This is a genomic window from Streptomyces coacervatus, from assembly GCF_029223485.1.
Classification (GTDB): domain Bacteria; phylum Actinomycetota; class Actinomycetes; order Streptomycetales; family Streptomycetaceae; genus Streptomyces; species Streptomyces coacervatus.
Genome location: NZ_JARHTP010000008.1, coordinates 182342 through 195635 on the forward strand (window position 1 = coordinate 182342; position 13294 = coordinate 195635).

Below are 13294 nucleotides of genomic sequence, written 5' to 3' on the forward strand. Positions count from 1 at the left end.
GGCATGACGACCTGGTACGAGGGGCCCCTGGCCGCCTTCGACACGGAGACCACGGGCGTGGACGTCGAGACCGACCGGATCGTGTCGGCCGCCGTTGTCGTCCAGGACGCCCCGGGCAGTCGGCCCCGGGTGACCCGTTGGCTGGTCAACCCGGGTGTGCCGGTGCCGGAGGCGGCGACGGCGGTGCACGGGCTGACGGACGAACACCTGGCGCTCAACGGCCGCTGGCCGGCGCCCGTGATGTACGAGATAGCCGAGGAACTGGCCGAGCAGGCGGCGATGGCCCGTCCGCTCGTGGTGATGAACGCGCCGTTCGATCTGACGCTCCTGGACCGCGAGTTGCGCCGCCATCGCGCCTCGTCGCTGGACCGCTGGTTCGAGTCGTCGACGCTGCGCGTGCTCGACCCGCGCGTACTCGACAAACACCTGGACCGCTACCGCAAGGGCCGCCGCACCCTGACCGACCTGTGCGCGCACTACGGCGTCACGCTGGAGGGTGCGCATGACGCGGCCGCGGACGCAAAGGCCGCACTGGATGTCGTACGGGCCGTCGGGCGTCGTTTCGCCGCCCGGCTGGAGCGTCTCTCCCCCGCCGAGCTGCACACTCTGCAGACGACGTGGCACGCGGCCCAGGCGCGCGGTCTGCAGGCGTGGTTCGCGAAGAGCGGCACGGAGGAGATCGTGAACCCGGAGTGGCCGCTGCGGCCGGATCTGCCGGCGGCGGCATGAGAGCAACAAAAAAGCCGGTCCGCTGCTGCGGACCGGCCTTTCCCGGTGGGCGATACTGGGTTCGAACCAGTGACCTCTTCGGTGTGAACGAAGCGCTCTCCCACTGAGCTAATCGCCCGGGAACGCACTGAACCATACAGGTCTTCGCGGGTTTCCTTCAAACCGCTTCGAGGTACGCGACCAGTCCTCGCCGCCCGGCCCGCATCATCAGCCGGTGGTTGGCGCGGAACACCGGCCGCCCCGGTACGGCCAGCCGCCTCAGCAACGGCTTGTTCACGTCGACGACCTGCTCGTAGCGGGCGAGGGTGCCGGTGTCCGCCGCGGTGATCGTCCAGCGCGCCCAGCCCTCGAGGTCGCCGGACATGGCGATCTCCAGGACACCGGCGACAGGGTCGCGGCGCGTCTCGCGGGCGGTGAAGTGCAGGTCGTACGGGAGGAGCGAGCGGACCCGGATGACGCCGGTGGTGTCGTCGAGCCGGGTCACCTCCCGCACCTGGGGCCACCACCGGGGGTACTCCTCGGCCCGCTCCAGCGCCTCGTACACGGTGGCGGGCGACGCGGGCAGGGCCCAGCGGCTGCGGAAGCGGTAGTGCGTCCAGTCCATGAGGGGAGTCTGCCCGCATCCGGCGCGTTCGCCAGGCAGCCGGACAGCGCGCTGGCGTGATCTGAGTACGTTCTGAGTACGTGCACTCATGCCGTACAACGTGACCCAGACCACACTCCGAGGCATGACGCATGTTCCGCCCCCGGCCGAGGAGTTGCGGCTCCTCGACGCCGAGCTATGGCAACTGGACGCCCGCCGGGCCCAGTTGCTCCATCGCCGCGCCTGGCTGGTCGCCGCACTCCAGCCGGCACGCCCGGCACACCCGGCACCGCAGGCGCCCCTCGGGACGCCTCGCCCTGAGGCCACCGCGCCCGGCGTGCAGAACGTTCTGCTGCTGCTCGGCGGGGTCCTGCTCACGGTCGCGGCGATGGTGTTCACGCTGGTCAGCTGGGGGCATCTGGGGATCGCCGGGCGGGCGGTCGTGCTCGGCGCGGTCACGCTGGCCGCGCTCGGTGTGCCGTTTCTCCTGCTGAAGCGCGGGCTGCGCTCGACGGCCGAGTCGGTGGCCGGCCTGGGGCTGGCGCTGACGGTGCTGGACGCTTACGCGTTGCAGCAGGTCGCCTTCATGGGGACGGACGGCGCGGGGTACACGGCGGTCGCTTCGGCGCTGCTGGCGGGGCTCTGGGCGGCGTACGGCCTGCTGCCGCGCGCGGCCGAGCTGCGGCTGCCGCTGCCCGCAGCGCTGGCCGCGGCCCAACTCCCGCTGTTCTTCTGGGCGATCTCGGCCACGGCCGGGTCGTACGGGATCGCGGCCGTACTGCTGGTGACGGCCGGGCTCGACACAGCTGTGGCGCTCCGGGTGACCGCCAAGTCCATACGCGTCCTCGCCTCCGTCGGCGCGTACGGCACGGGCGCCCTGGGTGCATTGACGGCCGGCTGGCTCTCCTGGGGTGCAGCCGGCCCGAGCGCCGCCGCCCGTGCGGCGGCGCTCCTCACCCTTGCGGCGGCGATCGCGCTGGTGGCGGCCTGGCGGCTGCCGAAGCCGGCCGTGGCCGCGGGCAACGCCGTGGCGGGCGGTCTGCTCCTGGTCGCGGCGGGCGGCGGTGTGCTGCGGGTGACGCTGCCCGACGAGTGGACCGTAACGGGGTATCTGACCTGCGGCGTCGCGCTGTTGGCGGCATTGCGGGTACGGCTCCCCGAGCCCGTACGGCGTGGCCTCGTCCAGGCCTCCGGTGCGGTGCAGGCGGTCGCTGCGGCCTGTGCGCTGCCGCTGGTCGTGGTCGCGCTGGTGGGTCCGCTGGGCTGGGCGGAGCGCTGGTGGACCGGTGTGCCCGCGGACGCGCGTGCCGCGGTGGCCGTCCACATGCCGTGGCCGCCGTATCCCGGGCAGCTGCTCCTCGGCCCGGTGGTCGTCGCGGCCGTACTGGCCGTGCTGGTCCGCGGTGAAACCCGACGGCCATGGGCACGGACCGGCGCGACGGTCCTCGCGTGGGCCACCGTCGTGACGCTGCCGGCGGTTCTCCAACTCCCCTACCCTGCCACCCTGTTGCTGCAGGGCGCGGTGACCGGAGCGGCCCTCGCGGCGGCGGCCTTCCGGCTCCTGCCGAGGACTTGCACCACGCTCGCCCTCGGCGGCTCGCTCTCCCTCTCCTTCCTCTCCCTGGCCTCCCAGACCGCCACCCTCATCGTCCTGTCCGTCCTGACCGCGCTGTTCGCGACCGCCTCGCTACGCCCGCACCTCGCGCCCGTCACCGCCCCGGCCGCCCTCGTGTACGCCACCGCGCTCGCGTGCGCCACGGGCACGGCAGCGGACTGGCGGCCGCAGCACATTGCGCTGCTGGTCCTGGCGGTCCCGTTGGCCGCGGCCCTGCTCGCCGCGCGCCTCGGCGAGCCGCACGCGCGCGTGCCGGTCGAGGTGACCGGAGCCGCCGCCGGACTGCTGGCCGTCGGCCTCGCGATCACCGCCCCGCCGATGCTCGCCCTGGTGCTGGCCCTGTGCGGAGTGATCGCGGCGGGGGTGGCCGTACGCGCCGACCGCCGTCCCGTCGGATACGCGGCCGCCGCCCTGTTCCTGCTGGCCAGTTGGGTGCGGCTGGCGGCCTGGGACGTCGGCACCGTCGAGGCGTACACGCTCCCGGTCACCGTCCCGGCGCTGTGCGTCGGCGTCTGGCGCAGGTCCCGCGATCGGCAGGCGTCGTCCTGGACGGCATACGGGCCCGGGCTCGCCGCCACCCTGCTGCCGAGCCTCGCCGCAGCCTGGGACGACCCGCACTGGACGCGCCCGCTGCTGCTCGGCACGGCGGCCCTACTGATCACCTTGCTGGGCGCCCGGCACCGCCTCCAGGCGCTCCTCGTGCTCGGCGGCTCGGTGCTGGTCCTGGACACACTGCACGAACTCGCCCCGTACCTGGTCCAGATGACCGGCGCACTCCCCCGCTGGGTACCTCCCGCCCTCGCCGGACTGTTGCTGCTTGCCCTCGGTGCGACGTATGAGCGCCGTATCCGGGAGGTCCGTCGAGTACGGGACGTCCTGGCACGGATGCACTGAAGCCCCGCCCCGACAGGGGCGCGGGGAACTGCGCGACCAGCCACACACGGCCTGCAGACAGCAAATCACCGCAGTTCCCCGGCTGCCCCAGCGGAGCGTTATGGCATCTTGTCGCCCAGCAGCGCCAGATTCTCGATAGCGGCGAGGCCGTACAGCGCGGTGTCGTTGGACGACACCCACGCGGCCTCGCTGCCCGCGACCAGGGTGACCGGGCCGCTCAGCTTCTCCGTCTTCCACGGCGAGGACTCCATATAGCCGTCCGAGCTGTAGAACTTCGTCCACGCCCGCTTGGCCAGCGCAGCGTCACCCGTCCGGACGGCGGCATACGCGTCGAGGCGCGAGTGGCCCTGGAAGAGCAACAGGCTGCCGAAGTCCGAGCCGTAACGCGCCTTCTGCTCGGCCTTGGTGGCGTTGAAGTAGCGGCAGTAGTCGAAGTAGGCCTCGTTGAACTTGGGCATGTCGACGAGGTCGATGAGCTCGGCGCACAGCTCGCCCAGGCCGAAGACGGCCGAGAGATGCGAGACGGAGACCACGGGCGCAGCGGCAACAGCGAACTTGCCGGTGTCGAGGTCGTACAGCCCGCTGCCCTGGACGAAGCCGTTGGGCTGGGCGGCGATACCCTCCATCGTCGACAGCACGCGCGCCTTGGCCTTCTCCCACTTGGGGCCCTTGCGCTCCCACTCGGTCAGCCACGCCGACACGAGGCCGCTCCAGTCGGTGCCGAAGCCGACCGACAGGGCGTGCCGATCGGGCGTGTACGGGTCGGTGCGGACCTTGCGCTGCGGGTCGAGGACCAGGAAGGTCTCGTCGGAGTCGACGTTGGCGTGCATGAGGTCGCCGACGCGTTCGTCGGCGGTGAGGAAGTAGTAGTAGCGCCGGTAGGTGGTGTTGGCGATGCGCTGCTGCTTGGCGCTGTCGGCGTAGTGCTGCACGCCGTGCCGGGTGCCGAGGCCCGCCCAGTCGCCCAGGTGGTACACATCGACCTCGCCCGTGTGCCGGGTCAGCGCCTCGGCGAAGCGGAAGATGTCCGCGCGGCCGGAGCGGATGTAGGCCATCCAGAGCCAGATGTCCGGCGAGAGCTCGGAGTTGTCCCAGGCGTAGCCGCCGACGTCGTAGCGCCACTGGTGGCGGACGGTGTCGTAGGAGTGCATGAAGTCGCCGTAGTCCCAGAAGCCGTACCAACGGCGTTGCTCCACCTGGTCCTTGTAGTAGGTGAAGAGGAAGTCGAGGTGGTCCTCGATCTTGGCCTTGGCGGGTGTGGAGCGGTCGGGCTCGGAGTACAGGCCGGGCCCGAACACCTGGGCCTTGATCAGCTGCCTGGGCGGGGCGGCGAGCTGTGGCAGCACCCGTACGGCGTCGACCTGCTGGGCCAGGGCTTCAGCCGAGGGCGTCGACTCGTTGGCCCAGAACAGGAGTTCGGAGGTGCGGGCGATGCCGTAGGGGGTGCCGAACTTCGGCTCGTAGTCCTCATAGGTGATGTTGAGGCCTTCGAGCTGCTTGGCGTATGTGTCCTGGCCCATGCCGTCGTGGTAGAAGCGCAGGTCCATGGGCTGAGCCTCGGGCGACCAGAGCCAGAGGGTGACCTCGGCCTCGTCGGTGTGGGCGTCGCGGATGTCGAGCTGGGCGGGGTGCTTCTCCCAGAAGTCCCGCAGCCCGAAGGAGAATCCGCCGCCGGCCCCGCCGACATAACCGAAGCCGGAGGCGCGCTTTCCGCCGCCGGCGCCGATCCAGCCGTAGCCCTTCTTGGTGCGCTTGCGCAGGGTGAAGCCGTCGGCGGAGAGCTGGGCGAGGGTGTAGTCGCCCCACTCCGGGATGTACTGCAGCCGGGTCGTCACCCGCTGGTCCCAGGTGGCCGGATCGGGCAGCTTCTGCCCGGCGTACTGGGCCGCCTGCACGGCCGCCCCCGGGTCGCGGCGCAGACCGGTGATGCCCTTGACCGCCTCCCGCAGCAGACCGGTGCCCTCGCCGCCGATCCGGATGTGCCGGTCGTACGACTCGTCCCGCATCGGCACGCTGAAGCGCACCCCCAGCCCGCGGATGAAATCGCCGCTCGCCTTGCCCGGCTCCTGCGTGCCGTCGTAGGTGATGGTGTGCACCATGCGGAAGGAGTCGGCCCCGGCGTAGAAGTACAGCCGGATGGAGAACGGCAGCCAACTCCGGTCACCCCTGCGGTGTTTGCCGTCGATGCGGACGACGGCGCGGACCGGCCCGTCCTGCTCGACCGTCACCTCGCCGATGGCGCCGTCGAAGCGTTCGGTCTTGACCGTGCCCTGGTCCTCGTCCTCGATCTCGGGCTGGCGGATGAGCACGAGACGGCCGTTCCTGGCGATCTCCGTCGATCCGCGGGTGACCGACTTGATGAGTGTGGAGCCGTTCTTGCCGATCTTGGCGGTGATGACTCCGGTCGACACGTCGATGGTGCCGCCGCTTTTGTCGACGGTGACCTTCTTGTCGGGGGCGGCCGCGTCACCGGCGGCGAGGGTGAGCTTGCCGGAGCCCGAACTCACCGCGTGCGCCGACCACTTGAGCGACCCGTCCGGCCAGTACGCGATCGGCCAGGACTGCACGGGCACGGCCTTGCCGTCCGCGTCCGTGAGCGCGAAGGTCTGGTCGGGCTGGTGGGCGCCCTTCGGCCAGGGCACGCCGACCGTCGATCCGGGCGCGGCACCCAGACCGCCGTCCTCCAGCCAGTCCAGGGTCACCGGATCGGCGTCCGCTGCCTCGGCTCTTGGCGCGGCCTGCGCGTCCTTGGCTCCTAGGGCCCAGCTGAACTGCGCGGCGGCTCCGGCGACGGCGGCCGCCTTGAGGAGGGACCTGCGGGGGATGGGAGACATGAGAGTTCAGCCTTTCCTTTCCGTGCGGGACGTTTCGTTCCGTGCAGCTGGTCAGGGGCATGACAGAGAGAGGTACGGCCTCCGGGGCGCCGGCCTTGTACGAGGGAACCGCCCGTCAGCGGCGCCGGTACCGCTCCTCCACGGCGACGGCCGCCGCCGCGACGGCTCCCAGGACGGGGACCGCCAACGGTGCGATCAGCAGGGCGGAACAGACGACGAGGACCACTCCGCCGACGAGCAGGAAGGATCCGGCGGGGTCGAGCACGGTACGCCGACCGGCCTCGGCCAGCAGCGCCCGCCACCTGTCCCCCGGCTCCCAGACCGCCGCCGCACGCAGCCCGGCCACGGCGAGACCGATCAGCGCGAACGGGCCGACGGCCCCGACGAGCGGCCCCCCGGGCAGCCCGGCCCGCACGGCCTGGACATCCACCCAGACCAGACCCGCCGCGACCCACCCGGCGAGCCCGGCGGCCCATCCGCCCCGCACGGCCGTACAAAAGTCGGCGACGAACTCCCGCCGGCCGCCGCCCTGATGGGCCGTACGACGGCGCAGATGCCGCGCCCCGGCGGCGAAGGCGGCCGGAAAGGTCACCACCCCCAGCGAGGCCACCGCGATCCACACCCCGGTGAGCAGACACTCGGCGAAGAGCCCGAACCGCTCCGCGAACACCGACTCCTTGCGCGCCTTCACCCGCACTTCGGCCATGGTGACCGCCTCAGCCCTTCAGTCCGGAGGTCGCCATGCCGTCGATCAGATAGCGCTGGAAGGCGAGGAAGAACAGCAGCACGGGCAGCAGCGCGACCAGGGACATCGCGATGAGGCCGCCGTAGTTGGCGGCGACGCCGTCGGAGTCGCGGAACATCATCATGCCGAGGGAGACGGTGTACTTGCCGGGCTCATTGAGGTAGATCAGCGGGCCCATGAAGTCGTTCCAGGCGTTGATGAAGGTGAAGATGGCGCTGGTGATGAGCGCGGGCCGGCACAGCGGCAGCACGATCGACCAGTAGATCCTCAGATGCCCGCAGCCGTCGATGCGGGCGGCCTCGTCCAGCTCCCTCGGCAGGTTCCGCATGAACTGCACCATGAGGAAGACGAAGAAGGCCTCCGTGGCCAGGTACTTGCCGAGCAGCAGTGGCACATAGGTGTTGACGAGCTCCAGCTTCTGGAACATCACGTACTGCGGGATGAGCAGCACGTGATACGGCAGCAGGAGCGTGCCGATCATCAGCGAGAACAGCAGGTTCCGGCCCGCAAACCTGATCTTGGCGAAGGCGTACGCGGTCAGCGAGCAGGAGATCAGGATTCCTACGACGGCACCGCCCGCGTAGATCAGCGAGTTCTGGAAGAAGGTCCAGATCGAGATGTCGGCGATGCCGTCGGCCAGGCCCTTGAAGTTCTCCAGGACGGGATGCGCGGGGAACAGCTGCAGGCTGTTGATGATCTCCTTGCTCGGCTTGAACGACGCGCCGATCACCCAGACGACGGGATACAGGACGACCGCGAGGACCAGCAGCGAGCCGATGTGCCAGGCCAGCGATCCGGCGCGCTTGCGTCCGAGTCCGCCGAGCGGCTTCGACGTGGTGGGCGTGGTGGGCGTGGTGGCGCTCATCGGGCGTCCTCCGCGTCATTTTCGTAATGCACCCACTTCTTCTGCGACCAGAACAGGACGGCGGTCACCAGGGCCACGGCGAGCAGCAGCATCCAGGCCATCGCCGAGGCGAAGCCCATCTGGGCGTTCTTGAAGCCCTGTTGGTAGAGGTAGCAGGTGTAGACGAGCGTGGCGTCGGCCGGACCGCAGTACGTGTTGGAGACGACGTAGGCCGAGCCGAAGATCTGGAAGGAGTGGATGGTCTCCAGCAGGACGTTGAAGAAGAGCACCGGGGAGATCATCGGCAGCGTGATGCTCCAGAAGCGCCTCAGCGGTCCGGCGCCGTCCATCTCGGCGGCCTCGTAGAGCTCCTTCGGCACCTGCTTGAGCCCCGCCAGGAAGATGACCATGGGCGCGCCGAACTGCCAGACGGTGAGTGCGACCAGGCAGTAGAGGATCCAGTCGGGGTTGCCGACCCAGCCGCCGACATGGAAGCCGAAGACCGACATCGTACGGTCGACGATGGCGTTGTCGGAGAAGAGCGACCGCCAGACGAAGGCGACGGAGACGCTGGCGCCGATGAGCGAGGGGGCGTAGAACGCGGCCCGGTAGAAGGCCTGTCCGCGCCGGCTCTGGGCGAGCAGCAGGGCGACCCCGAGGGCGAGCAGCAGCTTCAGCGGCGTGCCGATGATGACGTACTTGGCCGTCACCTCGACCGACTTCTGCCACCGCGGGTCGTCGAACATCTTGGTGAAGTTGTCGAAGCCGATCCACTTCGGGGTGTTGAAGAGGTTGTAGTCGGTGAACGCGAAGTACAGCGAGGCGACCATGGGGCCCGCGGTCAGGAGCAGGAAGCCCGCGATCCACGGGGACATGAAGAGATAGCCGGCGAGGTTCTCCCGCCGCCCCCGCCGCTTGACTGCGGCGGGGGCGGCGGAGCGGGCCTTCCGGGTGGCGGGCGGTGAGTCCTTGACGAGCGTCACGGTGCTTCCCAATCGGTTCCGAGGCCATGGGGTCTCCGGCGAAGGCGACCGCGGTTCGGCAGCGCCCCATGGGGGCGCGGGGCTGTATCGATAGACGGCGCAGCAGAAGGGAGCCGACAACCACGGCCCCTCCAGCGGAGCGCTTACGCCTGGAAGGCGGCCTGCGCCTCGTCGAAGAACTGCTTCACCGCCGCGGAGGCCTTGACCTTGCCCAGGCCGAGGTCTCCGCCGATGCGCAGGAAGGAGGCCTCTATGGTGTCGGCGCCGGAGGGGTGCGGGGTGATCGTGCCGAGGACACCGGTCTTGACGGTGTCGGCCTCGTACTGTGCGATCTCCTTGTTGACCGGGTCGGTCGGCTTGAAGGCGTCGTACTGCTCGGTGCTGGCGAGGATGCCCCGGTCGTAACCCATGATCTTGCCGACTTCCGGGTCATGGACCATGAAGTTGATGAACTGGGCGACTTCCTTGGGGTGCTGGGTGCGCGCGGAGGCGCTCAGCATCAGGGAGGCGAGGTACTGCCCGGTGTGCTTTCCGTCCATGGTGGGGATCGGGGCGAGGCCGTATTCGCTGTCGCCCTCGGCCGTATAGCGGACGGTGAAGTTGTCCCAGGTGAATTCCGAGGCTCCGTGCCCGGCGGAGAGCGAGGACTTGGGCCGGTCCTGCTCGACGGTCTTGGGATCGGTGACGAGCCCGGCCTTCACGCGGCTGTAGCCGTCCTGCCACCACTCCGTCAGATCGGCCTTGTCGAAGCCGAGTCCGTCCTTGGTGTAGAACGCCTTGCCGTTCTGACGCAGGTACAGGTCGTACAGGTACATGATGGTGAAGTAGCCAGTGTCGCCCGGCACCTTGGTCTTGTCGTGGATGGTCTTGAGGGCTTTGAAGTAGTCGTCCCAGGTCCAGCCCGGCGCCGGCTCGACGCCCGCCTTCCGGAAGACCTTCTTGTCGATGACCAGCGCCATGGTGTTGGAGCCGACGGGGATGCCGAGCTGCTTGCCGTCCACCTCGCCGACCTTGGTGACACCGGCACGGAAGTTGTCCAGGCGCAGATTGCCCGCGTCGATCTGGGACTTGAGATCGAGCAGGACACTTCTCTTGTCGTACTTACGAAGGAATGTGACGGCGTTTTGGAAAACGTCCGGGGGATTTCCGCCGGCCGCCTGCGTCTGGAACTTCTCCCAGAAAGCCACGTAGTCCTGGAAGTCCGTCTTCACCTTGATCTTCGGGTACTTCTTCTCGAAGAGCTTGATGGACTGGTTGATCTTCTTGGCCCGCTCGTCGGCTCCCCACCACGAGTAACGGATCGTCACCGTCCCGTCGGCGGACGTACCGCTGTCGCCGCCGCAGCCCGTCGTCGCGGCCAGCCCCAGCGCGGCCGCCGATGCCCCGGCGGCCTTGAGGATCGTACGCCTCTCAACATTCCTGCTGGTTCCCACAGTCGGGCCCCTCCCCGGCATCGCTGCCACCTGCATGAATCGTTTCAAGTAAGCGCTTGCTGGCACAAGTTACGGAGGGCCTCGGGGTGCGTCAATGATTCGGACAGGAATTTCTTGTGGGCCGCACGGACGAGTTGACGGCGCCCCAGGGCCGACGCTCACCGCGAGAGGGACGACACCGCAGGTGAGACACGTACGGCCGACGGACCGAACATCAACTGGCCTTCCGCACACGGACGTTGCTCGGCCGAAACTCACCGGAGCACGGAGCCCGCCCCGACGGACTCAAGGGGCTCATACGACGGCGGCCCGTCTGCTCTCGCAGAGGGGCCGCCGATCCGGGTGGGCGATACTGGGTTCGAACCAGTGACCTCTTCGGTGTGAACGAAGCGCTCTCCCACTGAGCTAATCGCCCGGACGCAGGAAGAACATTACCCCATGTCAGAGGGTGCCTGTGACCAGCACGAAGGCGCACCGACGGGCACCCGCACGCCCCCGCGGATCACTGGTCCTTGATCTTCCAGGGCATCACGACGCCGAACTTCCAGAGGTAGATCCCGACCAGCACCCCCACGATCACGAGACCGATCACCGTCAGCGTGATGTTGCGACGCCGCACCTTGGGATCGAGGGCCCGCTGAGCCGCCTCGGTGACCTTGCGCTTCGTCCAGCGGAGCACCAGCTGGGCCCACACGAACTCGGTCGCCCAGATGGCCATGCCGCCGAAGATCACGACCCAGCCCGGTCCGGGCAGCGGCAGCATGACGATGCCGGCGACCACGACCGCGAGTCCGACGACGAAGACGCCGACCTGCCAGCTCAGATGCAGTGCGCGACGCCTCTTGATGAACGCCGGCGCCTTGGAGCCGAGCCCCTGATCGCCCTGCACCCCGTCCGCCCTCGTCTCGTCCGACACCACGGCGACCTCGCCCGGCACCCGCTCGGTCCCGCTACTCCCCGTATTCATACAGCCAAACTTTACCTTACTTTACCGAGCGGAAACCGGTCACCGGAATGGCCGTACCGCACGAACGACCCATCGGCCGGAAGAGTTACGTAAAGGCACGCAAAACACTCAGAGGGGTTTACAACGGCACCGTAGGTGGCATGTCGATTTCGCCGACGTGCGAATCCCCGAGCGCACACTGAGCGAAAGGCCCTGGCGCTTATGAACACCACGGTCAGCTGCGAGCTGCACCTGCGCCTCGTTGTGTCGAGCGAGTCCTCCCTGCCTGTCCCCGCAGGCCTGCGGTACGACACGGCCGACCCCTACGCCGTGCACGCCACCTTCCACACCGGAGCCGAGGAGACCGTCGAGTGGGTGTTCGCCCGCGACCTCCTCGCGGAAGGCCTCCACCGGCCCACGGGCACCGGCGACGTCCGCGTCTGGCCGTCGCGCAGTCACGGTCAGGGCGTCGTGTGCATCGCGCTGAGCTCTCCGGAGGGCGAGGCCCTGCTGGAAGCCCCGGCGCGGGCGCTGGAGTCCTTCCTGAAGCGAACCGACGCCGCCGTGCCTCCGGGCACGGAACACCGGCATTTCGATCTCGATCAGGAGCTCTCGCACATCCTGGCGGAGAGCTAGGGGCGAGGCACCAGCAAGCCGCCCGGCGCCGTCGACTCGGGGAGACGGCTCGGGCCAGAACAACTGCATACGGTACGCATCAGCGCCGTCACCGCGATTCCGTCGTGGGGCGGCGCCGGTGTGTGCGGCGGGGACCGCGGGAAGCCGTCCCGGCGGCGCGACCGCCCGCTCCCGGGCGACTAGCCACTAACATCGGCCAGCATGAGGCGGGCGTCCGCCCGACCCCAAGGCCAGGGAGCGAAACGTGCTGATCACCCACGACACCCGGTGCGCGCTCGACACCGTGGTGGATCTGGTGAACACCGCGCCGGAGGACAACGCGACCCCGGACGGGCTGCCCGACGTCGCAGCTCTCGAGGATTTCGTACAAAACCACGAGATCAGCGATGTGGGGGCGCTCTCGGAGTTCGACCTCTCGGCCGTGCGCAAGATCCGTGGGCGGTTCGCCTCGGTCTTCGCCGCGCCGGACGCCCGGACCGCCGCCGGCGTGATCAACGACCTGGTCGCCGCCGCGGGCACGACGCCACGTCTCACGGACCACGACGGCTACGACTGGCATGTGCACTACTTCGCGCCCGGTGCCTCCGTCGCCGATCATCTGGCGGCCGACTGCGGGATGGCGCTGGCGTTCTTCGTGGTGGCCGGTGAGCAGGAGCGGCTGCGCCGCTGCGAGGCCCCCGACTGCCGGCGCGCCTTCGTCGACCTGTCCCGCAACCGCTCGCGCCGGTACTGCGACAGCCGTACCTGCGGAAACCGTCTGCATGTGGCCGCGTACCGGGCACGGCGCAAGGAGGCGGCGGGCTGACGCCCGGGCCGGACAGTGATGTCGACGTGGTCCCCGGCGGGTGGCGCCGGGGACCACGGGTACGGCTCACAGCATCAGCAGATCGTGCAACGAGGCCATGAGCAGCAGACACCCGATCACCGCAAGGAAGATCATCAGCGGTGGCTGGGAAAGGGCGAAGAGGCATCCGCGCGGCTCGTCCTTGGGTGGCGCGGTATCGCCTTGTTCCGTGTCCAGCATCTCGCGGGCGATGATGGCGCAGACTGCA

General features: G+C 69.4%; 12 protein-coding genes and 2 tRNA genes. 4 read left to right on the top strand and 10 right to left on the bottom strand.

All coding sequences use genetic code 11. The annotated features are described in order from the left end of the window. The first annotated feature begins 3 nt into the window (after positions 1–3). Positions 4–729 (top strand): 3'-5' exonuclease, encoded by a 726-nt coding sequence (locus tag P2Q00_RS21120; protein WP_275774183.1) that lies wholly within the window; start codon positions 4–6, stop codon positions 727–729. A 46-nt stretch (positions 730–775) separates the two neighbouring features. Here the strand turns inward: P2Q00_RS21120 and P2Q00_RS21125 are convergent. Both P2Q00_RS21125 and P2Q00_RS21130 read right to left on the bottom strand, forming a co-directional pair. Further along, positions 776–847, bottom strand: a tRNA-Val gene (locus tag P2Q00_RS21125). Between the two features lie 39 nt (positions 848–886). Continuing rightward, positions 887–1333: an SRPBCC family protein gene (locus P2Q00_RS21130; protein WP_275774184.1), complete on the bottom strand. Its 447-nt coding sequence runs from the start codon at positions 1331–1333 to the stop codon at positions 887–889. Between the two features lie 88 nt (positions 1334–1421). Here P2Q00_RS21130 and P2Q00_RS21135 point away from each other — a divergent pair, with 88 nt between their 5' ends. Further along, positions 1422–3821: an SCO7613 C-terminal domain-containing membrane protein gene (locus tag P2Q00_RS21135; protein WP_425579507.1), complete on the top strand. Its 2400-nt coding sequence runs from the start codon at positions 1422–1424 to the stop codon at positions 3819–3821. A 98-nt stretch (positions 3822–3919) separates the two neighbouring features. Here the strand turns inward: P2Q00_RS21135 and P2Q00_RS21140 are convergent, their stop codons facing one another. The 7 genes from P2Q00_RS21140 to P2Q00_RS21170 all read right to left on the bottom strand — a co-directional run bounded on the left by P2Q00_RS21140 (position 3920) and on the right by P2Q00_RS21170 (position 11627). Then, entirely contained in the window at positions 3920–6655 is a 2736-nt protein-coding gene (locus tag P2Q00_RS21140) for an exo-rhamnogalacturonan lyase family protein (protein ID WP_275774186.1), read from the bottom strand. Positions 6656–6770: 115 nt separating this feature from the next. Then, a complete protein-coding gene (locus tag P2Q00_RS21145) occupies positions 6771–7361 on the bottom strand; it encodes a hypothetical protein (protein WP_275774187.1) in 591 nt (196 codons plus the stop codon). A 10-nt stretch (positions 7362–7371) separates the two neighbouring features. Next, positions 7372–8265 carry a carbohydrate ABC transporter permease gene (locus P2Q00_RS21150; RefSeq protein ID WP_275774188.1) on the bottom strand — a complete coding sequence of 298 codons (894 nt, stop codon included), beginning with the start codon at positions 8263–8265 and terminating at the stop codon, positions 7372–7374. Beyond that, positions 8262–9227 carry a carbohydrate ABC transporter permease gene (locus P2Q00_RS21155; protein WP_275774189.1) on the bottom strand — a complete coding sequence of 322 codons (966 nt, stop codon included), beginning with the start codon at positions 9225–9227 and terminating at the stop codon, positions 8262–8264. Before P2Q00_RS21155 ends, P2Q00_RS21150 begins: the two co-directional genes overlap by 4 nt. A 143-nt stretch (positions 9228–9370) precedes the next feature. Further along, positions 9371–10660 (bottom strand): ABC transporter substrate-binding protein, encoded by a 1290-nt coding sequence (locus P2Q00_RS21160; RefSeq protein WP_275774190.1) that lies wholly within the window; start codon positions 10658–10660, stop codon positions 9371–9373. A 343-nt stretch (positions 10661–11003) separates the two neighbouring features. Next, a tRNA-Val gene (locus P2Q00_RS21165) sits at positions 11004–11075 on the bottom strand. Positions 11076–11162: 87 nt separating this feature from the next. Further along, on the bottom strand, positions 11163–11627 hold the full coding sequence (locus tag P2Q00_RS21170) for a TIGR02611 family protein (protein WP_275774191.1): 465 nt from the start codon (positions 11625–11627) through the stop codon (positions 11163–11165). 201 nt (positions 11628–11828) lie between these two features. On the opposite strand from P2Q00_RS21170, the gene P2Q00_RS21175 reads away from it, so the two are divergent. Together P2Q00_RS21175 and P2Q00_RS21180 are read left to right on the top strand one after the other, a co-directional pair. Further along, entirely contained in the window at positions 11829–12242 is a 414-nt protein-coding gene (locus P2Q00_RS21175) for an SsgA family sporulation/cell division regulator (protein ID WP_004002642.1), read from the top strand. A 244-nt stretch (positions 12243–12486) separates the two neighbouring features. Further along, entirely contained in the window at positions 12487–13047 is a 561-nt protein-coding gene (locus tag P2Q00_RS21180) for a CGNR zinc finger domain-containing protein (protein WP_275774192.1), read from the top strand. A 66-nt stretch (positions 13048–13113) separates the two neighbouring features. Here the strand turns inward: P2Q00_RS21180 and P2Q00_RS21185 are convergent, their stop codons facing one another. Beyond that, on the bottom strand, positions 13114–13266 hold the full coding sequence (locus P2Q00_RS21185; RefSeq protein WP_275774193.1) for a hypothetical protein: 153 nt from the start codon (positions 13264–13266) through the stop codon (positions 13114–13116). Positions 13267–13294 lie beyond the last annotated feature (28 nt).